Annotated in this window: 28 protein-coding genes; 21 read left to right on the top strand and 7 right to left on the bottom strand. The window is 28.8% G+C overall.

What is annotated here, in order from left to right:
• Window positions 1-601 precede the first annotated feature (601 nt).
• Both MOO46_RS05575 and MOO46_RS05570 read right to left on the bottom strand, forming a co-directional pair.
• Window positions 602-1,168, bottom strand: coding sequence for an NAD(P)H-dependent oxidoreductase (locus MOO46_RS05575; protein WP_249510701.1), 567 nt, complete (start codon window positions 1,166-1,168; stop codon window positions 602-604).
• Window positions 1,169-1,392: 224 nt separating this feature from the next.
• On the bottom strand, window positions 1,393-1,689 hold the full coding sequence (locus tag MOO46_RS05570) for a hypothetical protein (protein WP_249510700.1): 297 nt from the start codon (window positions 1,687-1,689) through the stop codon (window positions 1,393-1,395).
• Window positions 1,690-1,801: 112 nt separating this feature from the next.
• On the opposite strand from MOO46_RS05570, the gene MOO46_RS05565 reads away from it, so the two are divergent.
• The 10 genes from MOO46_RS05565 to MOO46_RS05520 all read left to right on the top strand — a co-directional run bounded on the left by MOO46_RS05565 (window position 1,802) and on the right by MOO46_RS05520 (window position 9,052).
• A complete protein-coding gene (locus MOO46_RS05565; protein ID WP_249510699.1) occupies window positions 1,802-2,233 on the top strand; it encodes a CopY/TcrY family copper transport repressor in 432 nt (143 codons plus the stop codon).
• Window positions 2,234-2,354: 121 nt separating this feature from the next.
• Complete coding sequence (locus tag MOO46_RS05560) at window positions 2,355-4,415, top strand: heavy metal translocating P-type ATPase (RefSeq protein WP_396121423.1); 2,061 nt, start codon at window positions 2,355-2,357, stop codon at window positions 4,413-4,415.
• 111 nt (window positions 4,416-4,526) lie between these two features.
• Window positions 4,527-4,898: a hypothetical protein gene (locus MOO46_RS05555; RefSeq protein ID WP_249510698.1), complete on the top strand. Its 372-nt coding sequence runs from the start codon at window positions 4,527-4,529 to the stop codon at window positions 4,896-4,898.
• Window positions 4,899-4,911: 13 nt separating this feature from the next.
• Window positions 4,912-5,097 carry a hypothetical protein gene (locus MOO46_RS05550; RefSeq protein WP_249510697.1) on the top strand — a complete coding sequence of 62 codons (186 nt, stop codon included), beginning with the start codon at window positions 4,912-4,914 and terminating at the stop codon, window positions 5,095-5,097.
• A gap of 17 nt (window positions 5,098-5,114) precedes the next feature.
• Entirely contained in the window at window positions 5,115-5,639 is a 525-nt protein-coding gene (locus tag MOO46_RS05545; protein ID WP_249510696.1) for a hypothetical protein, read from the top strand.
• Between the two features lie 13 nt (window positions 5,640-5,652).
• Window positions 5,653-5,847, top strand: a complete 195-nt coding sequence (locus MOO46_RS05540; protein ID WP_249510695.1) for a hypothetical protein — start codon at window positions 5,653-5,655, stop codon at window positions 5,845-5,847.
• Window positions 5,848-5,991: 144 nt separating this feature from the next.
• Window positions 5,992-6,183, top strand: coding sequence for a helix-turn-helix transcriptional regulator (locus MOO46_RS05535; RefSeq protein WP_249510694.1), 192 nt, complete (start codon window positions 5,992-5,994; stop codon window positions 6,181-6,183).
• A 3-nt stretch (window positions 6,184-6,186) separates the two neighbouring features.
• The gene (locus tag MOO46_RS05530; protein ID WP_249510693.1) at window positions 6,187-6,726 is read left to right on the top strand and encodes a DUF3278 domain-containing protein; all 540 of its coding nucleotides are present in this window, start codon (window positions 6,187-6,189) and stop codon (window positions 6,724-6,726) included.
• A 607-nt stretch (window positions 6,727-7,333) separates the two neighbouring features.
• A complete protein-coding gene (locus MOO46_RS05525; protein ID WP_249510692.1) occupies window positions 7,334-8,401 on the top strand; it encodes a hypothetical protein in 1,068 nt (355 codons plus the stop codon).
• Between the two features lie 51 nt (window positions 8,402-8,452).
• A complete protein-coding gene (locus MOO46_RS05520; protein WP_249510691.1) occupies window positions 8,453-9,052 on the top strand; it encodes a hypothetical protein in 600 nt (199 codons plus the stop codon).
• Between the two features lie 269 nt (window positions 9,053-9,321).
• On the opposite strand, the gene MOO46_RS05515 is transcribed toward MOO46_RS05520, so the two are convergent.
• The 3 genes from MOO46_RS05515 to MOO46_RS05505 form a co-directional block, all read right to left on the bottom strand.
• Entirely contained in the window at window positions 9,322-10,764 is a 1,443-nt protein-coding gene (locus MOO46_RS05515) for a GH25 family lysozyme (protein ID WP_249510690.1), read from the bottom strand.
• Window positions 10,765-10,887: 123 nt separating this feature from the next.
• Window positions 10,888-11,124, bottom strand: a complete 237-nt coding sequence (locus MOO46_RS05510; protein WP_249510689.1) for a hypothetical protein — start codon at window positions 11,122-11,124, stop codon at window positions 10,888-10,890.
• Between the two features lie 52 nt (window positions 11,125-11,176).
• Complete coding sequence (locus MOO46_RS05505; RefSeq protein ID WP_249510688.1) at window positions 11,177-11,782, bottom strand: hypothetical protein; 606 nt, start codon at window positions 11,780-11,782, stop codon at window positions 11,177-11,179.
• Window positions 11,783-11,964: 182 nt separating this feature from the next.
• Here MOO46_RS05505 and MOO46_RS05500 point away from each other — a divergent pair, with 182 nt between their 5' ends.
• Window positions 11,965-13,359, top strand: coding sequence for a cryptochrome/photolyase family protein (locus MOO46_RS05500; RefSeq protein ID WP_249510687.1), 1,395 nt, complete (start codon window positions 11,965-11,967; stop codon window positions 13,357-13,359).
• 216 nt (window positions 13,360-13,575) lie between these two features.
• On the opposite strand, the gene MOO46_RS05495 is transcribed toward MOO46_RS05500, so the two are convergent.
• The gene (locus tag MOO46_RS05495) at window positions 13,576-13,623 is read right to left on the bottom strand and encodes a hypothetical protein (protein ID WP_249511712.1); all 48 of its coding nucleotides are present in this window, start codon (window positions 13,621-13,623) and stop codon (window positions 13,576-13,578) included.
• Between the two features lie 461 nt (window positions 13,624-14,084).
• Between MOO46_RS05495 and MOO46_RS05490 the strand changes: the two genes are divergently transcribed.
• Complete coding sequence (locus MOO46_RS05490; RefSeq protein WP_249510686.1) at window positions 14,085-14,912, top strand: replication initiator protein A; 828 nt, start codon at window positions 14,085-14,087, stop codon at window positions 14,910-14,912.
• Window positions 14,913-15,160: 248 nt separating this feature from the next.
• Here the strand turns inward: MOO46_RS05490 and MOO46_RS05485 are convergent, their stop codons facing one another.
• Entirely contained in the window at window positions 15,161-15,673 is a 513-nt protein-coding gene (locus MOO46_RS05485) for a hypothetical protein (protein WP_249510685.1), read from the bottom strand.
• Between the two features lie 108 nt (window positions 15,674-15,781).
• Here MOO46_RS05485 and MOO46_RS05480 point away from each other — a divergent pair, with 108 nt between their 5' ends.
• The 9 genes from MOO46_RS05480 to gyrA all read left to right on the top strand — a co-directional run bounded on the left by MOO46_RS05480 (window position 15,782) and on the right by gyrA (window position 26,053).
• Window positions 15,782-16,039, top strand: coding sequence for a hypothetical protein (locus MOO46_RS05480; protein WP_249510684.1), 258 nt, complete (start codon window positions 15,782-15,784; stop codon window positions 16,037-16,039).
• A 53-nt stretch (window positions 16,040-16,092) separates the two neighbouring features.
• Window positions 16,093-16,680, top strand: a complete 588-nt coding sequence (locus MOO46_RS05475; protein ID WP_249510683.1) for an NAD(P)H-binding protein — start codon at window positions 16,093-16,095, stop codon at window positions 16,678-16,680.
• A gap of 304 nt (window positions 16,681-16,984) precedes the next feature.
• Window positions 16,985-17,392 carry a hypothetical protein gene (locus MOO46_RS05470; protein WP_249510682.1) on the top strand — a complete coding sequence of 136 codons (408 nt, stop codon included), beginning with the start codon at window positions 16,985-16,987 and terminating at the stop codon, window positions 17,390-17,392.
• Between the two features lie 83 nt (window positions 17,393-17,475).
• A complete protein-coding gene (locus tag MOO46_RS05465) occupies window positions 17,476-18,570 on the top strand; it encodes a M24 family metallopeptidase (RefSeq protein ID WP_249510681.1) in 1,095 nt (364 codons plus the stop codon).
• Window positions 18,571-19,174: 604 nt separating this feature from the next.
• The gene (locus MOO46_RS05460) at window positions 19,175-19,924 is read left to right on the top strand and encodes a CPBP family intramembrane glutamic endopeptidase (RefSeq protein ID WP_249510680.1); all 750 of its coding nucleotides are present in this window, start codon (window positions 19,175-19,177) and stop codon (window positions 19,922-19,924) included.
• A 245-nt stretch (window positions 19,925-20,169) separates the two neighbouring features.
• Window positions 20,170-20,394, top strand: coding sequence for a S4 domain-containing protein YaaA (gene yaaA, locus MOO46_RS05455; protein ID WP_249510679.1), 225 nt, complete (start codon window positions 20,170-20,172; stop codon window positions 20,392-20,394).
• A gap of 9 nt (window positions 20,395-20,403) precedes the next feature.
• Window positions 20,404-21,522, top strand: a complete 1,119-nt coding sequence (recF, locus tag MOO46_RS05450; protein ID WP_249510678.1) for a DNA replication/repair protein RecF — start codon at window positions 20,404-20,406, stop codon at window positions 21,520-21,522.
• A gap of 22 nt (window positions 21,523-21,544) precedes the next feature.
• Window positions 21,545-23,491 carry a DNA topoisomerase (ATP-hydrolyzing) subunit B gene (gyrB, locus tag MOO46_RS05445; protein ID WP_249510677.1) on the top strand — a complete coding sequence of 649 codons (1,947 nt, stop codon included), beginning with the start codon at window positions 21,545-21,547 and terminating at the stop codon, window positions 23,489-23,491.
• 42 nt (window positions 23,492-23,533) lie between these two features.
• On the top strand, window positions 23,534-26,053 hold the full coding sequence (gene gyrA / locus MOO46_RS05440) for a DNA gyrase subunit A (protein WP_396121399.1): 2,520 nt from the start codon (window positions 23,534-23,536) through the stop codon (window positions 26,051-26,053).
• Window positions 26,054-26,068: the final 15 nt, after the last annotated feature.

Raw genomic sequence — 26,068 nt, 5'->3', positions numbered from 1 at the left:
AATTAATTCGTAATATAATCGATTTAACTTATATATGAATAACTAGGGAGGTTTTTCTTATGAAGAAAAATAACAAATTTAGTGAAAATTCACCTAGAACTTTTTTTGAAGTGATTTTACAAGGAACAATGGGATTAATATCGTTCTTTTCTAAGTTAATTTTTAGATAAAATGATCTGGGGAGGTTTTTCCTATGAAGAAAACTAAAAAATTTACTAATTGCATAATAGATGGATTATTTGAAATAGCTTTCGATGGAATCCCAAGATTAATTTGTATTATTGTATCGTTTTTTGCGAAAATGATATTTAATTAGAACTCTCTTAAGTTTCATTTAAGAAATGCCTGTTATATTAATAACAATCCAAAAAGGAAGAAGGCATTACAATGATCAAAAATGAAGTAAATAAAAATCATAAATATAAATTTAACTTGCGAGTTAGTCGCGATTGGAAAGCCGCTTCCCTAAAGTGGATAACTAATAAATAAATTAAAAATAGATTGTAAAATATATACCCCCATTAATAAAAAGTGCTCAGCTAGAATAATTCTAACTGAGCACTTTTTATTTGATTAACATTCAATAATCACGAATAAAAATTTATTCTAATGTCTTAGAACATTTTTTAATATAATTTTTTCTTCGATCTAGAGTATCTTTTGTGTTTTCCATTTTTCCTAAATCATAGCAATTATTCACTTTTATTCCACAATATCCCAAAATTAAATGTTTCCATTTAGAAAATACTTTTCCATAAAGCTTATAGAAAAAACTAGGTCCATGACTAGAGGTAAAAATATCTGCGGTTTTTCCACTTAATAACTTTTTATGAGTACCTTTACTCTTGTTATAGGTATATGCAAATCTAGGTGTAAATGTTCTATCAATTAATCCTTTTAAAATAGATGGCTCTGATGCCCACCAAATTGGAAAAAAGAACGCAATATGATCTGATATTTTTATTAAGTTTTGGACATTAGTTATATAACTTTCATTTTCCATATGTTTTCTATATCCATATCTTAAAAATGGATCAAATTTGTTTTCACTTAAATCAATAAAATTAACTTCGTTACCTAATTTTTTTGCGTAATTATAATAATTAATAGCATTTGCATGAGTAAATGAATTTTTGTCGGGGTGTCCTTGTATTACTAATATCTTCAAAACTTTGCATCTCTTTTTTAATATAAAATTCCCTTAAAGGAAAATACAACATAGCCGAAACTAATCACTAATATCGCAATCCACAAGTATTTCTTTATTTTGTCATTGTCATTTTTAATTCTTTTTAAATTCCATAGACAAATTGCTACCATCAATAAGGATAGCATTAATTTTAAAATGAAATTTATGATTGTTCTATCCATATAAACGTTCATAAAAACTCCTTAATATAATTTATTAATAACAAAGCTAACAATGATATATATCAGCATAGCAGTCAAACTGTATATAATTACATAATTAAAACGTTTGTTAATAACTAAATTACTTTTATTATTTTTAATTTTGTTTTTATATTTCTTATTATCTATAAAAAGCATTGGTAAAAGAAATAATGCAAAAATTGCAAAAAAGTAAGTGTGATGAATATAAAAATAAGAAAACATAATAACAATAATTGAAGACATGAATTGAATAAATCGAGTCCATTTTAATTTTTTTAATACATACTGTTGGCTCACTGTATCGCCTTCCATTCTATGTAGTTAATTGTTATGATAAAACTTTTTATTTGACTTTCAAGTCTACAAATGTAAACTTAGTATAAATATTTAAATATTCGAGGTGTTATTTGTGAATAATAAAGTGCAATCGATATCCAATGCTGAATGGGAAGTTATGCGGATTCTATGGACGCTTGGAAATGCAAAAAGTAAAACAATCATTGATTTACTTACTAAAAAAAATAATTGGAGTGAGTCAACGATAAAAACTTTAATTACTAGACTAAAAAATAAAAAAATTATTGGAGTTAAAAAAGAAGGTAATAAAAATTTTTATTACTGTTTAGTTGATGAAGATGAAGCTTACAAGATGAGTATCATGCATTTATTTAAAGAAATTTGTTGTATGCAATATGGATCAACGCTTGATTATTTAATTAATAATATCGAATTAAGTAAGAATGATATTGATGGTTTAATCAAAACACTAGAACAAAAAAAAGCTGGTGCACCGGATAAAGTTGAATGTAAATGTTTAGGAGGTAAATCTAATGAAGCATAATAAAGATGATATGAAAAGTATGAATCATGAACATCAAGATCATAATATGGATCATATGAACATGGGCCATGAAGGTCACGATATGAAAAATATGAACCACGAACACCATGATATGGGAAATATGAATATGGACCATGACATGCATCATATGGACCATGACATGCATCATATGGATCATGATATGAATGGAATGGATCACAGCCAAATGATGAATCATGGTGGTCACATGATGGATATGGGAGATATGAAAAAGAAATTTTGGATTTCATTAATTTTAACAATTCCAATTATTTTAATGTCTCCAATGATGGGCATGCAATTGCCATTTCAATTAACTTTTCCAGGTTCTAATTTTATTGTTTTAATTTTAGGTAGTATTTTATTCTTCTACTGTTCAACACCATTTTTCAGTGGTGCCAAAGGTGAAATTAAGAATAAGAAACCTGAAATGATGTCATTAATTACTTTAGGAATTTCAGTCGCTTATGTATACAGTGTTTATTCAGTTGTTGCTAATGATATATTGAACATCACGCCTAAAGTTAATGACTTTTTCTGGGAATTATCCACTTTGATTGTGATTATGTTGTTAGGTCATCGAATTGAAATGAATTCAATTATGAACGCCGGTTCAGCTATTAATAAGTTATCTAAATTATTACCAGATAGTGCGCATTTAATCTCTGAAAATGGTGATATTAAAGATGTATCAACAAATAAACTTGCTGTTGGTAACTCAATTTTAATTAAATCAGGTGAACAAATTCCCGCTGATGGAAAAATTTATGATGGTAGTACTTCAGTAAATGAATCACTAGTTACTGGTGAATCCAGAAGTGTTAATAAACAAACCAATAATGACGTTATCGGTGGCTCAATAAATGGTGATGGAACCATTAAAGTTAAAATTTCTGGAACCGGTAGTAGTGGTTATTTATCAAAAGTTAAAAACATGGTTCAAGAAGCACAATCTTCTAAATCAAAAACTGAAACTGCTGCCAATCAAGTTGCTAGTTATTTGTTCTATGCAGCGTTAGTAGTTGCAATTATTGCTTTTGTTGCATGGTCATTTGTTCGAGGAGTTAGCTTTGCAATTCCAGTAACAGTAACTGTTTTGATTATTGCATGTCCCCATGCTTTAGGATTAGCAGTGCCACTAATTACTTCTAGAACAACTTCTTTAGCTGCAACGAATGGACTATTGATTAGAAATAAAAATGCATTGGACGGTATCAATGACATTAAATATGCATTAATGGATAAAACTGGAACTTTAACTGAAGGTAAATTCAAAGTTAATGGATACGTTAGTTTAGATCAAAATTATTCAGATGATGAAATTGTCAAAATTGCAGCAAGTGTTGAACAAAACTCTAATCATCCACTAGCTAATGGAATTGCTGAAATTGCTAAACAAAAAGGTTTATCTTTATATGAAGTTATAAATGATACTCAAATCACTGGTTACGGAGTAAAAGGGACTTTAAACAACAATGATTTTGCAGTTGTTTCAGCAGCATATTTGGATGCTAATAATATTAAATACACTGCTCAAGATACCCAAAATTATTTAAATGATGGTAACTCCGTAAGTTATGTCATTAAAGATAATGTAGCAATTGGTTTTATTGCTGAAGGTGACTCCATTAAAAAAGGTTCCAAAGCAATGGTGCAATATCTTCTAAGCCAAAATATTACGCCAGTGATGTTAACTGGTGATAATAAAGATGCTGCTGCAAAAGTAGCTTCATTATTGGGTATTAGTGAATTTAAAGCACAATTATTACCAGAAGATAAGCAAAAAAATGTATTAAGTTATCAAAAACAAGGTAAAACAATTTTTATCGGTGATGGAATTAACGATGCACCTAGTTTGACTCAATCAGATATTGGTATCGCAATTGGTTCTGGTACTGACGTTGCCATTGATTCAGCTGATGTAGTCTTGGTTAATAGTGACCCTAATGATATTGTTAGCTTAGTTAAATTGGCTAAAAATTCTCACCGCAAAATGATTCAAAATCTATGGTGGGGAGCTGGTTATAATATTTTAGCTCTACCATTAGCAGCCGGTATTTTAGGGTTTGCTGGTATTATGTTAGATCCAATGGTTGGAGCTATTGTAATGTCACTAAGCACTGTGATTGTTGCTTTGAATGCACTAACTTTAAAAATTAAATAATTTAAAGATTAAAAGACGTCTGCAAATTGTAGACGTCTTTTTCTATTAATATGTCAATTTATTCAATTAGTCTGATACAATTAATAAAAAGGTATAGTATCGTTAGGTGGGGTGAAAATTAAAAAATTAAAAAGCATTTTAAAATATATTAGTTTAATTTTAATAATTTTCGGTTACATAGAATTATTTAATGTTAATGGAATTCATTTACCAATCATTACTTTATCAATGATTATAGTATGTATTTTGAATTTAAAAATGATCAATAAATTTTTACCAAAAAGAAAAAATGATATCAATGATTTAGCATTATTTATTATGCTTATAAATGCCATTTTATACTACTTGTTGGTATTCAATATTGAATTTAGTAGTAGCCTTGAGTTTAACATTGGATATATTTTTGGAAAATTTATATGCATAATATCTTTGTCATTGCTTCTATCTCATTTAATTATTGACTTCAAACATAAGTTCATTTAAGGAGATGTTTAAAATGGTTTATATTATTGGTTATTGTGTAACCTTAGTAGGCTTAGGATTTTTTATATCTGACTGGAAAAATTTATTGTCTAAATTAAATAAATTACAAAAAATTGGATTCATTATGATTGCCTTGGGAATTATAATTCCAATGATTTACGGATTAGTAAATGGTTTTATTAATAATGTAAAATTTTAAAATTAAGGAGTTATTTTATGAATAAAAAATTATTGTTTTTATTTTCTGCATTCTTTGTTTCATTTGCTATGATTTTTGTTAATACTAATCAAGCAAATGCTTCTGATAAGCCAGCTTTGAAAATAAATAAAGTATCTAAAACTTACATAACTGGTCATTCTAGTAAACTATCTGTGATAAATAGTTCAGTTGGTAAAACTACAAAAACTGATAATCATGGATATTTTACAATCAAACCTTATAAAAATTTTAGATATGGTAAACTACAAAAATTTACTTTAGTTCAAGGTAAGCAACATCAAAATATATATTTTAGATTGTATGATACTAATAATGTAAATATTAAAAATAATAAACAAGCAAATAATTATTTAAGACATACTGTTTTTACTAAACCAAATAAAAATATTGTTTGGGGAGCTGGTAAACAAGACGATGCATTTATTGTTATGACGACTAATAACAAGCTAAAAATGGAAGGTTACACAGGAGTTGATTATCCTTATACTTTATACCCTAATGGTATAATAATGAATAATTAAAGGAGTTATATTTATGAAAAATGATTACTACAAAGGTTTACAAAAAGCATTTCGAGAAAATAATAGTTATGAGTATATGAAAAATCATAAAATTATGAGTTATTTTTATAAATTAGGAATTAATAATAATCGCAGATTAAGAAGTTTATTCAATATTCACCATTCTGATGAATATATTAAAGGTTATACTAAAATTTCTATTTTTTAAAAATCTAATAAAACAGCTATTTCATCAAAGAAATAGCTGTTTTATTATGGTCAATTTAATATATTAATTTGACTTTTATAAAATTATAAGTAACATATAAGTTACTTAAGTAATTTATATGTTACCTGATCAGGAGCGTGAATTATGAATAATAAGGTAAAACTCATCAGAGTTTCTAAAGACCTTCAACAAAAGGACTTAGCTTTAAAAGTGGGAATTTCAAGACAAACTTTAAGCCTGATTGAGAAGGGTCAATACAATCCTTCTTTAAAGCTATGTGTAAGTATTGCTGAAGCCTTAGGCTCTGATTTAAATACATTATTTTGGAAGGTGTAATTTATGAACAATCAAAAAGAATCTTTTTACATAAAATTTATAAAATATTTATATCATATTAATGGTGATATTGATGAGTATAAGATATCAGAAATAAACAGAATTGGTAATAATGCTTTTATGATTCTAATAGTATATTTTTGGTTGGAAATAATGGCATTAATGGTACCGCTATTTTTATCTTTAAATCTACAGAATACATTACTAATAGTATTTTTTTCAAATGCATTAATGTTATTTATTATAATGTCTTACATATACTTTAGTATATACAGATTAAAATTGGATCAAATAGATGCTTATGATGAAAAAGATTACTTATTAAAATTAAAAAAAGCCAAAAGAAAAAGTATTTTGGGTGCATTTATCTTTTTTGTTTTAGAGCGATTATTAACACTTTTTATTGATTTTTCTAATAATACTGATCATTTATCTTTAATTCAGTTAATCATTTCTCCTAAGCGAAATATAAACTGGATTATCGGAGCTTTATCTGTAGGTGTTATTTCTTATTTTAGGCTTAAGTCAAAGATTAAAAAATAAATTATATTATTTGAGGTGTTAAATTATGAGTGAAAAACACTTATTAAATAAATTAAATTTAGTAATAATAACAGCAATTATATCTGTAATAATATCTTTATTTATCGTAATTTCTGGACAAAAAGAATATCATATGATGAGCATTATAGCTATTATATTATTATTTATAAGGTATTTTTCAAATAGAAACAAAATAAAATTGAATAAAGATATTGTAAAGGTCAATAAAAACATGAACTACATCTTTATTTATAGCTTAATACTGCCATTTTTGTTCATGTTAATTAATCATATTACTAGTTAGGAGATATTTATGAAAAGTTGTTTCAATAAATCTTTTAGTGCAAAAAACATAGGTAATATCTTTTGTTTTTTATTATTTGCAAATTTTATTGCATTATTTGATCCAAATAATATTAATTTGTTTTTGTCTATCATTTTTCTTATTTTTATTATATGTGTATATGCATTTAAAAATTTATATCTAGATAAATTAAATGACAGCAAAAAATACATTATTTTTAATTTTTGTTCCCTAATTTTTCAAATTTGTTTTATTATTTATATAATTAGATATTGATTTACATAGAATCAAAAGGAGCACTCTATGAAAAAAATTATAAAATTAATAATAGTTACAATGTTACTTGTATTGTCAATTCAATCATCTGTATCAGCACAAGCAAAAACAAGTCAGTTTAAGGATGAAGATTTTATTTATACACTAAGTAGTAATAAAAATTATTTTGATGGCTATGGTGTAGCTTATAATATTCAGGGATTAAAAGTTATAGCAAGAAGTAACTATGATAATCCTGATGTTAAAACATTTATAAATAATAAAATTTCATATTTGCAAAATTATTTAAGCAAATATAAATGTTCACCTAAAAGAATTGAATATATAGTTAATCAAGCAGGGGTTAGTTACGGGATAAATGAACAAAATTTTGTAAAATATTTAGAAAAACATAATAGTTTTAGTTTATTGTTATCGGAATATCATAAGCAAATTTTACAACAAATAAATTTTTATACTGCCAAACCTTATAAAAAAGTCGATAGTGACAACTTTTCTTACAAAAAATGGGAGAATGGTTTTATAAATCCCACATTTGCCAATAAAATGAACAATTGGGATAACACAGGACTTGACTATACTCCAGATGTAAAACGTAATACTTCAATTCCTTTATATAATTCATTAGCAAGCTTAAAAAATGATGATAAGTATTATTCCAAAGCTAATAAATATATTGGAAATAATCGATCTGATTTAAAAAAGAATCGAAAAATGATTGGTTTATTTAGTAAAAATCCAATAAAAATTAAAAAGTATAATAAAAATATTTTTATCATAAAGTACAATAATAGAACTTATTATGTTCCTAAAAAGGTCAGTTTGCCTTGGAGCTGGCATGAAAAAGATACGGCTTTTGAAAAATATAATAGTATTATCAAGGTTGGTGAAAATAGCACTAATAAAAATAATGTCATGATTTCATTAATCACACCACAAGATAATGATGCATCTAATAAAGTAATATTTAGTAAAAATTCAATTTTTTCGAATCAAATAAATACATGGATACCTGCATTATCAGAAGGATATAGTTTTAATTCAGTAAATAATAATTTTAAATGGCAAGTCAATGCTAGTGATTATACAGGTTAGTAAATTTTAATAGTATTTATTTATAGAAAAATATAGTAGAGGTGCTTTATTGTGATTAAAAAAATATCTTATATATTATTTTCTTTATGTTTATTAATTTTGATTATCAATATCAATAAAGTAAATGCTAAAAGTAATGGTAATAATTATTCATATTTGACAGTTATGAAAAACTATAATGATCACAAAATTAAAAGTTATTCAGATGCATATCACGTAATTACGAAAATGAAGCATTCTAATATCTATGAATCTCACTATAAGCCTAATGGCAAAATTAAAAATGGTTATTCAATATATTATTTTAATAAAAATAATGCACCAATAAATTATCGGGTTTCTTATGAAAAATCAAATAGTATAGCTGTTTATAATAATAGTAAAACTACTTATTTAAAGTATAGACACTTAAGTTCTTACAAAGATGCATGCAGTATATTTTTGAAAGATGTGTATAAGAAAAATCATCATAATATTACATTTAAACCATTATCAAATTTAAAACACATTTTCACATTTAAAGCTTTTAAAAATAATATATTACTTGGCAAATACACAATGAAAAAAGTAGTTAGACATTATAACAAAATAGTCGAGGATGATAGTATTTACCAGCTTCCTTCTAATGATCATCTTAAAATAACTAAATAATTTTATATTAAAAAACCGCCTAGTTTAAAACTAGGCGGTTTTACTTTATTTATGTTAAAAGCTAATTATTTCATAGTTGATTAATCTTTTCTGTCGACAATGCTTTTTGTAGCAATAAATATGAAGAATACGGTAAAACCAATATAAAATAATTTTGCGATAATACTGTTTCCAAAAGGATGTTCAGATAACAATACGATATAAATTACCAAGAATGGTGCAAAATTTGATTTATGATTTTTCATAGTATTACCATCTTTCTTATTTCATTATTTAAAGGCACTTTGATAAATCCAACCAACTAATTTGCCACGATAAAATGCTTGGTAATAGTAGCTGTTCCAGCCATCTTTAATTGCTCGACGAGTAACTTGTAATTTTTTATTAGCATATTTATGACCATTTGCAGTTACTTTAACATTGGAAAAACCACTATTACTAATGTGATTATTAAAGTTTACCTTAGGATTACTTTTCATAGTCTTAGTACGATAGTAAGTTGAGTATTTTACATTAGGAATCAATGCTTTAGTATTAACCCAGCCGATTGATTTACCTTTGTAGTATAAACGATAGTAAGTTTTTCCATTTACAGTAGCAATGGAGTTAACGTACACGGACTTACGAGTGTAATCACTAACACTAGCTTTTGCGTAAGTATTATCAGTGAACTTATTATCACCAGGAACATGATTATAAATTTGATAGTCATAACCAGCTTTAATCAGCATATTCTTTGATTGTTGAACATAACTAGTGTTTCTTGGTTGTTGTTCTGGTTGATTGTCATTATTGTCTGTATTATTTGAAGAGTTATTTTGATCACTATTTTGTTGATTTTGTTGATTATTATTATTTTGTGAATTAGTAGTTTGGTTATTTGATTGTTGATTACTTTGTTGATTATTTGACTGGTTATTATTTTGCTGATCATTATTATTTGTGTTATTAGATTGGTTATTACTACTTTGATCAGTATTTGTATTATTTGTTGGTTGTACATAATTAGAACTAGCAGAATTTCCAACAAACCAGCTTGCATCTTTAGAATTTAATAAACTAGCGTCGATATTTTGGCCTAAAGCGTTTGAATAAAAGCTACTAGTAAATTGCCATAAGACATGTTCTCTTGCAGGTTCGGTGTCGTTATAATTTGGAAGCCAATAGCCATCATATGAGCTAATTGCTTCAGCTGCATGAGCTTCCATAAAATAGGCATATGAATAAAACAGGATTTTACGTTGACCAACCAATGGTCTTAAAGCATTAATCCATGCTTCAGTTGATTCATTAGTGCCACCAGATGTTACTGTTTGATCTTCATAATCATTTACATAAAATCTAGCGTTTGGAGCACGATTATAAAGCGTACGAGCTTCATCAGCAGCATCTGATGGATTTTCATATTGACTGTACGAATATACTCCGTATGGAATATTATATTTATTCATCAAATCACGATTTTGTTGAAATGTATGGTCAGAATAAGCACTACCTTGTTGAACTCTTAAAATCATGAAAGGAACTTCTGACTTTAATTGTTGAACTTGTTGGTCTGTGAAAACACCTTGATGTTCTGAAACATCGTAAACAGTATTATTAGCATTAGCATCACTAGCAGACATTGCATGGGCACTATTATTAGCGACACCAAACGTAAATGTTAATAAGCATATAGCTAAAATTGTTAATAAAAGATTCTTAATTTTCATATGTAATATATAAAATACTTTTTATTTTATATATTTAACACCTCCGTAGATTTATTATTTTTATTTATACCTAGATTATATAGCCTTTATGGTTTCAATTAAACATATGAACCATAAATAATCTTAATTGTTTTTATTTTTATCTTTTTTTGAAAAAAATTGAAATATATAGAAAAATACAAAGGAACCAATTGTACCTTTTATAAATAACAAGCAATAATCGATAAATTTATAACTATGAATAGTAATCACATCAATCAGACCTTTAACTATGAATATAAAGATAATAAATATTGGCATTAAGAATAGTACGTCAGATAAAGCATTCATTAATCTTTTATTATTTTTTATTTTCTTCATAAAACACCTCTTATAAAAAATAAAAGACTAGATTTAACATCTAATCTTTTTATTATATTTGTCCAACTAGTAATGATGGTACACCATTACTATTGTCTTTTACATAGCTTTTTAGTTGTTCATATGATTGTTTAGCGATCTTTTTATCTTTAGCTGAGTTTATATAACTAATCATTTTTTCCAATTTAATAAAATCTTTTTTGATTAGTCTTTTATTTTGCGATTTCATAATTGAGGTTTCTAATTTAATGATATTCTTTAAAGATTTAATATTGGCATTTTTATTGTAAAATCCATCGATCATACTTACAGTAATTTCTTTACCTTTTTTAGAAACTAATTTAACACCTTCTGAAAAAGTGGCACCACTGTATGACCAGACGCCTTTAACCTTGTAATCGGTTTTTCTTTTACTTTGCAAAACTTCCACTGAATCATTTTTATCATTGTAATTAACCTTATATGGCTTGTAAGTGTAACCATCTTTAGCTAATCTTTCGCTCAATGATTTTAAAAATGTTATTTTTTCTTTAGGGGTTTTTGGATATTGATCTTTATTATTTTGCTTATTTTGAGCATTAACACTAATTCCTAAAATTGAAGTTGATAATAATAAAGTCAATGATGAAACTGTGATTTTTTTCATTGTTTTATTCATTATAAATTCTCCAAACTATTTTTATAATCTTACTTTAATCAATTATATTCCCATTAGTTTCTTTGTAAAAGTACACATCATAAATAAGTATGATTGCATAATATTTATTAAATACAAATATTTCTAATTAAAATTTCGTTGTACTATACTAATCAGTAAGACCAATAGAAAGCGTGATTTTAATGACTGCTGTAATGTGGTTTCGTCGAGATTTTCGACTAGAAGATAATACTGCTTTGTATAACGCAATCAAAAATAACAATAAAATTTTACCAATTTTTAATATCAATCCTGAGCAACTTTCTGATATACCAACTGTAAATCAAGATGCCTTTTTTGCTAGTTTGTTAAATTTTAAAAAATTTTTAGATAGCAAAGGAATTAATCTAAATATCATTTATGGTGATGTTAAGAAATGTTTTGCTGAACTAAAGAATAAAATACCAGACCTAAATTGTATCTATTTTAATTTGGATGAACGTGGTTATGGTGGTAAACGTGATAAAGATATGATTAGCTATTTTGAAACGAATTTAAAAGTTAATGCACATTCATATTTAGACTATAATTTACATGGAATTAATGAAGTTAAAAAGCCTGATGGAAATCTTTATAAGATGTTTACACCTTATTTTAAAAAATGGATGACACTTAAAAAGCCATCTCCGGTTGAATGTTATATTGATAGTAACCAATTTATTAATCAAAATTATTTCCCAAAAGATGAAGAAAAATTAACTGGATTAATCGATAGCAACTCAATTACTAAAAACATGTCATTTGGAACTGCTTATGCTAAGAAAGTTTTAAGTGATTTTATTAATGATGGATTGTCTGATTATGATAAGCAACGTGATTTTCCTTCTGTTGAGGGAACCAGTCGCTTATCCAGATTTCTTAGAACTGGTGAAATTTCAATTAGGATGATTTGGCAAGCCTTGTTAGAACAACCTGACAGTGATGGAAGAACTACTTTCATGAATGAGTTATGTTGGCGAGATTTTTACAATATGATTTATGCTAGTCATCCTAACCAAAATAAGGTTTCGATTAAGTCGGATTTTCAAAATATAAAATGGTCCAATAATAAAGAACAATTTGAAGCTTGGAAAAATGGTTTAACTGGTTTTCCAATTGTTGATGCAGCAATGCGTCAATTAAATCAAACTGGTTGGATGCACAACCGATTGCGAATGATAGTGGCTTCATTTTTGACGAAAGACTTATTGATTGATTGGCGTTGGGGGGAACAATATTTTCACGAACGTCTAATTGACTATGATTCTGCTAGCAACATTGGTGGTTGGCAATGGGCCGCTTCGACCGGAACAGATAGTGTTCCTTACTTCAGAATTTTTAATCCAACAACACAATCTAAAAGATTTGATTCAAAAGGATTATTCATTAAAAAATATGTACCAGAATTAGCGGATGTTCCAACTAAATTTATCCATGAACCAACTAAAGATGGTTACTTAGAAGATCATGAATTAAATTATCCAAAGCCAATTGTTAGCCATAAAGAAGCTAGAAAATGGGCAATTGAAGTTTATAAAATGAGCAAAAATAATGATTAATTATATATGATTAATAGTACATTATGTAACGAATTCATTTTGCTGTTAATTAAATGACAAAATGAAGGACATATTATATAATATGTCTGTAAATAAAAAGAAGTCCTGCTCTAACAGGACTTCCTAGTAAAGCCGTTTAAAAGACGGTGACATAAGTTACGAACAACTGTTTAAGCTATCCCATAACTCGCCAAAGTTATATAATGGGACGGCTTTTTATTTATGCTTATTATTGATGTATGTTAGCAATGCTAAAATAAACATGCCAAACATTAAGCTAAGTGCTTGAAAAACACTCATTGACTGTGAAACCTTTCTGTAGACTATTCCATGATTCCATAGAAATCACCTCTTCAGGAAAAAGACAGCCACCGTCCATTAACTTCTTTACAAATTAATATTATACATGAAAACATTATAAATAATACAATGTAAAAGATAAGTGACGATTAGTTTAATAAACCATCTTCTTATTTACACCCTAATGCAAAACCGCTATACTTATAAACATACAAAAAATAAAACATAGAAAAAGAGCGTTGATCGAAAATTATTACCAGTAATTATCGACCAGCTAACAAAGTAAGGATGGTACTTGTTAACCTTTTAACGCTCCTTAGTCATTATATAAGAGCTAGGGATTCGTTTCAATATATCTAATACATATATGAGGGTGCAAGTTTATTACTTGTGCCCTCTTTTTCTATCCAAAAGGATGGATAATAATGAAACAATTTATAAAATTTGATGTAGAACTCCGCAAAGATGACCGTTTAAACAACGATGCAAGATTAGCTTATGCCTACTTATATGACCGGATGCAATCTTCCATTAAGCGCCGTGAATTTTTTGATAAAAAAGTAAATTCCTACTATGTAATTTATACCGTGGAAGAAATGATTAAAGATTTAGGTGTCGGTCGTAATACGGTTATTAATGCCTATAAAAAATTAGCTAAATTGGGTTATATTGTTAAAAAGAAAGTTTTTAACGGTGCAACTAGATTCTTTTTACCAAGCTTTCATGACGATAGTTTAGATAATAAACATAGTAAAGTTGAAAAAATAACTCCTAATCAAACTAACTCTAAACAAATAATATCTGAAACAGCTGTTACACCAGAGGTTAAAATTAGCCAGTTTGATTTAATGCAAAATATCGTCGATGGCCTGAAAAATAATGCCTATTTTGATCAAGAATTAATTAATACCTTAGTTAAATATTCAGATAATGCTAGCTGTCTATACCAGTACGCTCAATTAATCTTTAAGACCAAAAAAGCCTCACTAACCCGTGCAATTAAGCATGATTATAGTAAAGCTAAAAATGCATTAAGTTTTGAAACTAATTTTTATATGCAAAATGATTTATTCAAAACAATGCGTAATTTAATTGTTCAAACTAGGACTAATCCTAAAATTAATAATAAAGCTGCTTATATTGCCAAAGCACTATATAAGTTTTTTGATGATACCGCGGAACTTTATCATGAAAGAATGCAGATTGATCAATTAAAGGGATTTAATATTCCGATTGTGCAATTAGATGAATAAAAAAATACCCAGCTTTTCAGCTGGGCATTTTATACTCATTTATAGTAGGGGAAGTTTTATATGCAATTTAAGTTGAAAGTCTTCTTACTTTCAAATCCACTTTAAGGAAGCGGCTTGCCAAGTTCGATTAATTCTAAAAACAGTTTTGTATCTATAATTTTCATTATTCTTCATGGAATTACCTTCTTCCTTTTTGGATTGTTATTAATATAACAGTGAAAGCTTAAAGAAAACTTAAGGCGTAAAGATTATCCAAAAATTTCTGACCAGTCATTTTGATATTTAATATCAAAACCAGCACCAACTTGTAGTAGCATTGGTTGATAGGCATGACATTTAATGTCGTTAACAATTACATGGTGTGAGCTATTATTAACTTTAATTACATTTAAATTATATAAGTTATCTAAAGCTTTAATTAGTGGGGCGATTGCTAAATACTCATCAATTTTATCTTTAGCATTTTCATATTTATCATTTTTATTAAAGAATTTTTGGAAAATATCGTCAGCAAGAACATAGTCATTTTCTTGCGTTTGCCAACGAATATATTCGTAAACTTTCATATCAAGTGAATATTTATTATAGTCAATGTCGACTTTTTTATTAATAGCAGATAAGCCTCTTTTATCCATTTGTTTTTGAATAAGTTCACCTAAAGTTTTATTTTGTGATAATTGGCGATCCTTACCACGTTCATAATTGTCATAATTAGTTTTAAACATATTATTTTTTCGTTGAATAAAGTCACGTAATTTCATAGTAATCCCTCCTATACATCATATTATAAACATTTTTGATATTTTTATGTAATAAAGAGATTTTCATGTTGTATGATGTTCTTATAAATAATTAAAAGGAGATTTTTTATGGAAAATGTAGATATTAGATTCAAACTCAGAATAATTGTCACTGCTGGAATGAACGCAGGTGAAAGACATACTGTTTATAATATTGAAGGACTGGAATTTGATAACACTTTAAGCCGTGAAGAATGTTTAGCACAATTTTTAAAAAATCAAAAATTTATTATTTGTACTGAACAAAAAGTGATGAAAGCAAAACAATATAAGAGCGTGTTAATTTCAGTAAATAATATTTTATCAGCTGAATTTATTGATGAATAATTGTTGACTTAAAGCTAACTTTAAACAGTAATATAATCATCGAGGTGATTAATATGAAAAATATTTTAGTTTTAGGTGCTACTGGTTCACTTGGTAGTCTAATTACAGATGATTTAAAAAACAATTCAAACTATCATTTAACATTATTTGCAAGATCAATTAAATCTAATGATCAAGCCGATGTTATCAATGGCGACGTTCTAAATGATGCTGATTTAAATAAGGCTACTAAAAATCAAGATGTGATTTTTGCTGCTTTAAGTGGAAACATTGAATCAATGGCAAAAAAGATTGTCCAATTTTCTGAAAAAAATCATGTTAAAAAATTGATCTTTATTTCTTCAATGGGGATTTATGATGAAATTCCAGCATCGGTTAGATCTGATGGTAATTTATCTAAGAATCCATTTTTACAAGGGTATCGGAATGCAGCTGATGTGATAGAAGATAGCAATCTTAACTATACATTGATTAGACCAGTTTGGTTTGATGGTGGAAGCGATGATTATGAAATTACTAAAAAGGGTGAGCCTTTTGGTGGACACAATGTTTCAAGACAAGCAATTATTAATCTAGTGAAAAGTTTAATTGATGATGAAAATCTTTATATCAAACAAAGTGTTGGCATTAATCGACCATAATAAAAAAGATATTTTAACTTTAAAATGTTAAAATATCTTTTTTTAATTCAAAATGTTTCACATGAAACATTTTTAAATCCAAAAAAATAAATCAATAATTGAGTGCCAAAAAGCAGTCCATAAATTTTCTCGTTTGTTTTTATTTTTTCTTTCATAATATATAAAATTAATACCTAGTAGTATTAAAAATAAAATCACAAAGAATCCAATTACTATATACATTATTTATGCCTCTTTTCAAAATTATAATATAATTTTAATCTTTGTTATACTTATAATTAATAATTTTAAGGAGTGTTTTTATATGGAAAATCAAAATGACGGTTCAGGATTGATTAAAGCTAATTTTATATTAGCAATTATTTTATGTATTCCCATTGTTAGTATGGTAGATTATTTATTTGGTGGTTTAGATATTGCTGTTATTGTAATATCAATTATTATTTTAAATAAAAAAACTTATATGCCTAAGGTGGGGACTATTTTAATGCTAATATCCAGTATAGTTAGTATTATTGGAGTCATTTATTTTTATGTTTCTTTACCAGAAGTTATTAATAAAGTTCTTTATATTTCAGAATATCATATTCAAAGTGAAAATGTTGGTTTATTTAATGGCCCATTAATTATCATTTTAGGATACCTATCTTTGGGATTAAGAATTGCCGCAATTATTATTTATTGTATCAATCGTAGACCTAAAATGAATTAATAATCTCATCATTTTCTAATAATGGTGTTTTAATTATCCAATAAATGGACTAGAATATTCAATAACAATAGGAGGGATTTTTAATGACTAAGTTAGACACAGTTCAAAATTGGACTTACAAGAATGAATTAGATTTTACATATTTGAGTGATCCTAAGACCATTCAATATTTAACTGGATTTTTCAGTGACCCGGTAGAAAGAGTTTTAGCATTGGTGGTATTTCCTGATAAGGAACCATTCATGTTTGCACCTGCACTTGAAGTAGAAGCAATTAAGGATACTGGTTTTCCATATGAAGTATATGGATACTTAGATCATGAAAATCCTTGGCAAATGATTGCTGAACATATCAAAGAACGAGTAGCCAACCCTAAACATGCTGGTTTAGAAATGGATAATTTAACTATCAGTCGTTTAAATGCTCTAAATTCTCAATTGTCAGATGTATCTTTTGATAAAGATGTTACTGATTTCATGAGTGGAATGCGTTTAATTAAATCTGCAGATGAAATTGAAAAATTAGATGCTGCTGGTCGTGAAGCTGATTTTGCTTTTGCAAAAGGATTTGCTGCTGTTAAAGCTGGCAAACCAGAATCAGCAGTGATGGCTGAATTAGAATATGCCTTGAAACAAAAGGGTGTGATGGAAATGAGTTTTGACACCTTAGTTCAAGCAGGTGCCCATGCAGCTGAACCACATGGTGCTACTAGTGATAACGTAATTAAAAATAACGAAATGGTGCTATTTGATTTAGGAACTGTTCACCAAGGCTATATTTCAGATTCATCCAGAACCGTTGCTGTTGGTGAATTGTCAGATAAACAAAAAGATATTTACAACGTTTGTTTAGATGCTCAATTAACTGCAATGAACTATGTAAAACCTGGTGTAACTGCCGAATCAGTTGATAAAGTTGCTCGTGATATTATTGATAAAGCAGGTTACGGTAAATACTTTATTCACCGTCTTGGTCATGGCATGGGAATGTCAGAACATGAATTTCCATCTATTATGGAAGGAAACAAGATGGAATTAAAACCTGGCATGTGTTTCTCAATTGAACCTGGAATTTATGTTCCTGGATTTGCTGGTGTAAGAATTGAAGATTGTGTGCATGTAACTGAAGATGGCTGTAAACCATTTACTCATACACCTAAAGAACTTAAATATTTATAAAATAAAGATTAAAATGGCTATCAAAGTAGAAAGATAAAATCTTAAGCTTTGATAGCCACTTTTGTATGATGCACCAACTAGAAATTATTTGGAAAGGAGCATTAAAAATGATTATTAAATATATATTTGCTATCTTATTTACTCTTTTTTCTTTACTAATTGCATCTGCTTCTATTATTAATATAAGGCAACATAATAATTTTATATTAATTTGTTCGCTTGTAATCAATTGTTTAGTATTCATATTTAGTCTATCTTCGTTATTATTTCTATCTATTAATAGTAGTCAATTTAAAGTTTTAACCACAGTACTATCTTTTTCCTTAATTATATCTGCTATTCTCAATGGATTAGGACAAAATAATCTACACATTACTCATCATATAGTTAGAACAATAATATTACTTTTCTATATTTTTATTATTTTCAGATAGTATCTTAGTAATTATATTGAATTTATGATAAATATCATCACAGTTAATGGCGACAGCATTCATGATATAAATTTTATTTTATACATATTTGGAGGCTTGTTTATGAAGATTTTAGGATATCTTTTAAGAATATTATTTATATGATAATAAAGAAAGGAGATTTATATAATTTGAAAAAGAAATCTGTTTTTAGTATTTTATCTTTTTATTTTTTACAAATAATAATATTAATATTATTTGCTTTTATATCTCAAATATTGTTTAGAAATAGTGAGATATTATCCGTTGTATTTAGATATGCTCTTGCTTTACTTTCAATATTTTTAATTAATAAATTTTGGTTAAAACAAGAAGTTAATTTTGGTTTTCATAATGTTTCAATCAAGGATCAATATTCATCATATTTTTTAACTTTATTGATTTTTGTTGCATACTTTTATTCTTTTCGCCCCAATGATTTAGCTCAACCTTTAACTGATGTTCTATGTTTTTCTATAGGACCGGGTATATTTGAAGAATATGTTAACAGAGGGTTAATATTAACTGCTTTAATTAACAAGTTTAAAGAAAAAGGTTACATATATATACTAATGTCTGTTTTAATTAGTAGCTTTTTATTTGGCCTTATGCACTTTATTAATTTTATCTTTATGGCACAATCACTTCCAAATACAATTGTACAGGTAATAAATGCAACCGCTTTTGGTTTTATAGCCTCTGCAATATATATTAGAACTAAAAATATATTTTTAGTTATGTTTATACATTTTTTTACAGATTTTTCTGTTGGTATTTTAAATACCATTTGGGATAATAATTATGCACTATATATGCTAGATATTTTATTTATATTATTTACATTTTTACTTCTTAAATCTAAAAATAAAATTAATGTTTTGGTCAATAATCATATAAATTAGATAAATATTTTGTATGAATTATAAAATAATTTTTTATGTAACTCTTACATTAGCTTATCAATTTTATTGATAAGCTTTTTTATTTGTCAATTAAATTTTTGCTATTTTAGGCATTTTTTATATTATTTAGTATCTTTACTCTAATAATGCATAAAATCGCTTAGAAAGGCTGATAAGGGCTTATTATCTATACTTTTATCTTTAAAAAGGGTATAATATGGATATAAGAAAAGGTGGGTGAAGTTTTGAAGAATAGTGTTTTCATCAGTACCGAATACATTACATTGGGTCAATTATTAAAGGAAGAAGATATTGTTTCTTCTGGTGGACAAGCAAAGTGGTATCTTAAGGATCCAGACAATCAAGTGATGCTTAATGGTGAACCTGAAAACCGTCGTGGTAAAAAACTATATGACGGTGATAATGTTGATGTAATGGGTGTAGGATTATTTTTTATCCGCAAAAAGTAGGCCAGTTCTATGAAATTAAAAGCAATAAAATTACGTCATTTTCGTAATTATGACGACGTTGAGATGCATTTTTCACCAGGAATCAATGTGCTACTTGGTAACAATGCTCAGGGAAAGACCAACATGTTAGAAGCTATCTATGTTTTAGCTTTAACGCGTAGTCATCGGACTAGCAATAATCGTGATTTAATTGAATGGCAATCAGATGCCGCTCAAATTTACGGTAATGTTTCGAAGAACTTGGGTGATACTAAATTAGAAATTGATTTAGGGAAAAAGGGCAAGCGCGCTAAGGTCAATCATTTGGAACAAGCAAAATTATCATCTTATGTCGGAGAATTGAATGTGATTTTGTTTGCCCCAGAAGATTTATCAATCGTAAAGGGTGCACCTAGTGTTAGACGTCGTTTTATGGATATGGAATTTGGACAAATGAGTAATCATTATCTTTATGATAATGCTCAATATCGCAAAATTTTAAAGCAGCGCAATAACTATCTAAAAAAATTACAGTTAAAAGAAGCTAGTGATCAGTTGTATCTAGAAGTTTTATCTGACCAGCTAGCTGCTTATGGTTCTAAGATAATTTTTCAACGCCTTGAATTATTAGCTAAGCTCGAAAATTGGGCAGCTGATATTCATGCTGAGATTTCCCAAGATAAAGAGAAATTAAAATTTAAATATGTTTGTGCCTTAAAAAAGAAGCAACAAACTGATATTGATACGATTTATGAAGGATTACTTCATTTATACAAAGAGAATCGCGAAAAAGAAATTAGACAGGGTAATAGTTTGTATGGACCACATCGTGATGATTTACAATTCATCATCAATCAAAAAGATGTTTCAACTTTTGGCTCACAGGGTCAACAAAGAACTTCAGCGCTTTCGGTTAAATTAGCCGAAATTGATTTAATGAAGGAAGAAACAAATGAGTATCCAATCTTATTATTGGATGATGTGTTATCTGAATTGGATGATAGTCGGCAGACCCATCTATTAAAATCTATTCAGAATAAAGTCCAAACATTTTTGACAACGACCAGTCTAAGTGGAGTCGCACGTGATTTAATTTCAGATCCAAAGATTTTTAATATTGAAAATGGAACTGTTTCGGAAGAAAAGTGATTTCTTTTTAGGAGGAATAAAGTTGACTGATAAGGAAAAAGAAGAACAAAGAATAAAAACTGACGAATATAATGCCAGTCAAATCCAAGTTCTAGAAGGTCTAGAAGCCGTTCGCAAACGTCCCGGAATGTACATAGGATCAACTAGTGTTCAAGGATTGCACCATTTAGTTTGGGAAATTATCGATAACGGGATCGATGAAGCATTAGCTGGTTTTGCCGACTCAATTCATGTAACGATTGAAAAAGATAATAGTATTACAGTTGTTGATGATGGTCGTGGAATTCCAGTTGATATTCAAAAGAAAACTGGAAAACCAGCCTTAGAAACTGTTTTTACTATTTTACATGCCGGAGGTAAATTCGGTGGTGGCGGATACAAAGTTTCCGGTGGTTTACATGGTGTTGGTGCATCAGTTGTCAATGCTTTATCCACGGAATTAGATGTAACGGTTACTCGTGATGGTAAGAAGTACTACATGGACTTTTCTAGAGGTCATGTTAAAACTCCAATGAAATTTATTGGTAATGATGATCCTGATAATCATGGAACTAAGGTGCATTTCACACCAGATCCAGATATTTTTACTGAAACAACCACTTATAATGTCAAAACTTTAACTGCTCGAATTCGTGAATTAGCTTTCTTAAATAAAGGTTTAAAAATCTCACTTCGTGACAATCGACCAGCCGAACCTACCGAAGAAGACTTCTTGTATGAAGGTGGAATTAAGCATTACGTTGAATTTATTGATAGTGATAAGGAACCTATTTTTCCAGAACCTATTTATGTTGAAGGTAAGGAAAATGGTATTTCTGTTGAAGTTGCTTTGCAATATACAGATGACTATCACAGTGAACTTAGAACTTTTACCAATAATATTCATACCATCGAAGGTGGAACCCACGAAGAGGGTTTCAAGCGTGCATTAACTCGTGCTGTTAATGACTATGCTAGAAAGAATAATTTACTAAAAGAAAAAGACGCTAATTTAACTGGTCCTGATGTTCGTGAAGGATTAACTGCCGTTATTAGTGTTAAGCATCCTGATCCTCAATTTGAAGGTCAAACAAAAACTAAATTAGGTAATTCAGATGCCAGAACTGCAACTGATCACATTTTTGCGGAACATTTCTCTAAATTCTTAATGGAAAATCCTAAGTTAGGTAAACAAATTGTTGATAAAGGTTCATTGGCATCTAGAGTCCGTGCTGCTGCTAAACGTGCCCGTGAAGTTACTAGAAAGAAATCAGGACTAGAAATTAGTAGTTTACCTGGTAAATTGGCTAATAACACTAGTAAAGATCCTGAAATTTCTGAATTATTCATTGTCGAAGGGGACTCTGCTGGTGGTTCTGCTAAGCAAGGTCGTTCTCGTTTAACCCAAGCTATTCTACCTATTAGAGGTAAAATTTTAAATGTTCAAAAAGCAACAATGGACAAGATTCTAGCTAATGAAGAAATTAGATCAATGTTCACTGCAATGGGAACTGGTTTTGGTAATGATTTTGATATTAATAAAGTTAAATATCACAAGTTAATTATTATGACTGATGCCGATGTTGATGGTGCGCATATCCAAGCACTACTATTAACTCTAATCTATAACTACATGCGTCCATTACTTGACGCAGGATATGTATATATCGCACAACCACCTTTGTATCGTTTACAACAAGGTAAAATGATTAGATATGTTGCTAATGATGAAGAATTAGACCGCTGGAAAGCTGAATTACCAGCATCTCCTAAGCCAAGTATTTCTCGTTATAAAGGTCTTGGTGAAATGGATGCTGAACAATTATGGGATACTACTATGAATCCAGATAATCGTCGTTTACAACGTGTTGAAGAAAAAGAAGCTGAAAATGCTGCTGATGTATTTAACATGTTAATGGGTAACAAAGTTGAACCACGTCGTAAATTTATCGAAGAAAACGCTACATTCGTTGAAAACTTGGATGTTTAATAAAAATGTTTCACATGAAACATTCTGCTAGAACGACCATGAATGGAGGCAAATATATTGGCCAATAATGAAGATCTAACAAGTCATCGTATTGAAAATGTTGACTTATCTGAAAAAATGAAAACATCATTCTTAGACTATGCAATGAGTGTTATTGTTGCACGTGCCTTACCTGATGTAAGAGATGGAATGAAACCAGTTCATAGAAGAATTTTATATGATATGCGTGAATTAGGTTTAACTCCTGAAAAGCCATTCCGTAAATCAGCCAGAGTTGTTGGGGATACTTTAGGTAAGTATCATCCCCACGGTGATACTGCTGTTTATGGTTCAATGGTTCGTATGGCACAAGACTTTAGTTACCGTTATCCATTAGTTAATGGGCATGGTAACTTTGGTTCTGTTGATGGTGATGGTGCAGCCGCTATGCGTTATACCGAAGCAAAATTAAGTAAAATTGGAATGGAAATGCTACGTGATATCAATAAGGATACTGTTGATTTCCAAGATAACTTTGATGGTAGTGAACGTGAACCAGAAGTTTTACCTTCAAGGTTCCCTAATTTACTAGTTAATGGTGCTTCAGGTATCGCTGTTGGGATGGCCACTAATATTCCACCACATAACCTAAGTGAAGTTATTTCTGCTTTGCATATTTTAATGCAAAACCCAGATGCGACAACTGCCGATTTAATGGAAGCAGTTCCTGGACCAGACTTTCCAACTGGAGGGGTTGTTCTAGGTAAATCTGGTATCAGAAAAGCTTACGAAACTGGTAAGGGTAGCATTATTTTACGTGCTAAAACTGATATTGAAGAAAATAAAAATGGAAAACAACGTATCATTGCGACTGAAATTCCTTACATGACTAATAAAGCTAAGTTAATTGAACGCATCGCTGATTTAGTTCGTGATAAAAGAATTGAAGGCATCACTGATGTTAACGATGAATCTGACCGTGAAGGTATGCGCATTGTTATCGATGTTAAACGCGATGCTTCAGCACAAGTTGTATTAAATAATTTATACAAAATGACTTTAATGCAAACTAGCTTTAGCTTTAACATGCTAGCAATTGTTGATGGTACCCCAAGAATTCTTAGCCTAAAAGAAATTCTTCAATATTACTTAGAACATCAAGTTAGTGTTATCAAACGTCGTACTCAATATGAATTGAAGAAGGCTGAAAACCGTGCCCATATTTTAGCCGGATTAATTAAAGCATTAGATAATATTGATCGTGTGATTACGATCATTCGTGAATCACAAACTTCTGCCGTTGCTAAAAAGCAATTAATGGATGAATTTGATTTATCAGATAAACAATCACAAGCTATCTTAGATATGCGTTTGGTTCGTTTAACTGGATTGGAACGTGGCAAGATTGAAAGTGAACATGATGAGTTATTAAAGAACATCAATGAATATAAAGAAATTCTTGCTAGTCGTGAAAAAATCAATGACATTATTTATGATGAATTAATGGAAATTCAACGTAAATTTGGTGATGACCGTAAGACTGAACTTCGTGTCGGTGAAGTCCTAAGTATTGAAGATGAAGACTTAATTGCTGAAGAAGATATTATGATTACTTTAACTCATAATGGATACATCAAACGTACCGCAACTTCAGAATTCAAGAGTCAAAATCGTGGTGGCCGTGGAGTTCAAGGAATGGGTGTCCATGATGATGACTTCATTGAACATCTAGTTTCAACAACTACTCATCACACATTGTTATTCTTCACTAATCAAGGTAAGGTTTACCGTATGAAAGGGTATGAAATTCCTGAGTATGGACGTTCTGCTAAAGGACTTCCTATCATTAACTTGTTAGGAATTGAAAATGCTGAAAAAGTACAAGCGGTAATTACTATTAGTGAAAATGAAAATTACGATGATAAAGACTTATTCTTTACTACAGTTCAAGGAACTGTAAAGCGTACTTCAGTTGATGAATTCAAGAATATCCGTAGTAATGGTCTAAAAGCAATTCATTTGAAAGACAAAGATGAATTAATGCGAGTTTCAACTGTTACAGAAAATCAAAATATGGTTATTGGAACTCATTTAGGTTACTGTGTCAGCTTTAAAGTCGCTGATGTACGTTCAATGGGACGTTCAGCAACCGGGGTTCGTGGAATTCGTCTAAGAGATCATGACTATGTAGTTGGTGCCGATGTCTTGAATCCAGACGACAAAGTATTTGTTATTTCTGAAAAAGGTTATGGTAAACAAACGCCTGCTTCTGAATATCAAATCAAAGGTCGTGGTGGAAAAGGTATTAAAACCATGAACGTTACTGAAAAGAATGGTCCATTAGCTGGTTTAACAACTGTTACTGGTGATGAAGATATTATGTTAGTTACTGATAAGGGTGTTATGATCAGATTTAATGTTGCCGATGTTTCACAAACTGGTCGTGCTACTTTAGGGGTTCATTTAATTAGAATTGATGAAGACTCTAGAGTTTCAACCGTTGCTAAAGTTTCCAATGAAGCTGAAGAATCAGATGATGAAAAAGATGATTCAAATTCAGATGAAGAAACTACAAATGAATAGATAATAAAAATGCTC

The organism is Apilactobacillus apisilvae (genome assembly GCF_023380225.1).
Taxonomy (GTDB): Bacteria; Bacillota; Bacilli; order Lactobacillales; family Lactobacillaceae; genus Apilactobacillus; species Apilactobacillus apisilvae.
Note: the sequence above shows the minus strand (reverse complement) of the source record. Positions and strands in the feature narration are given on the sequence as shown.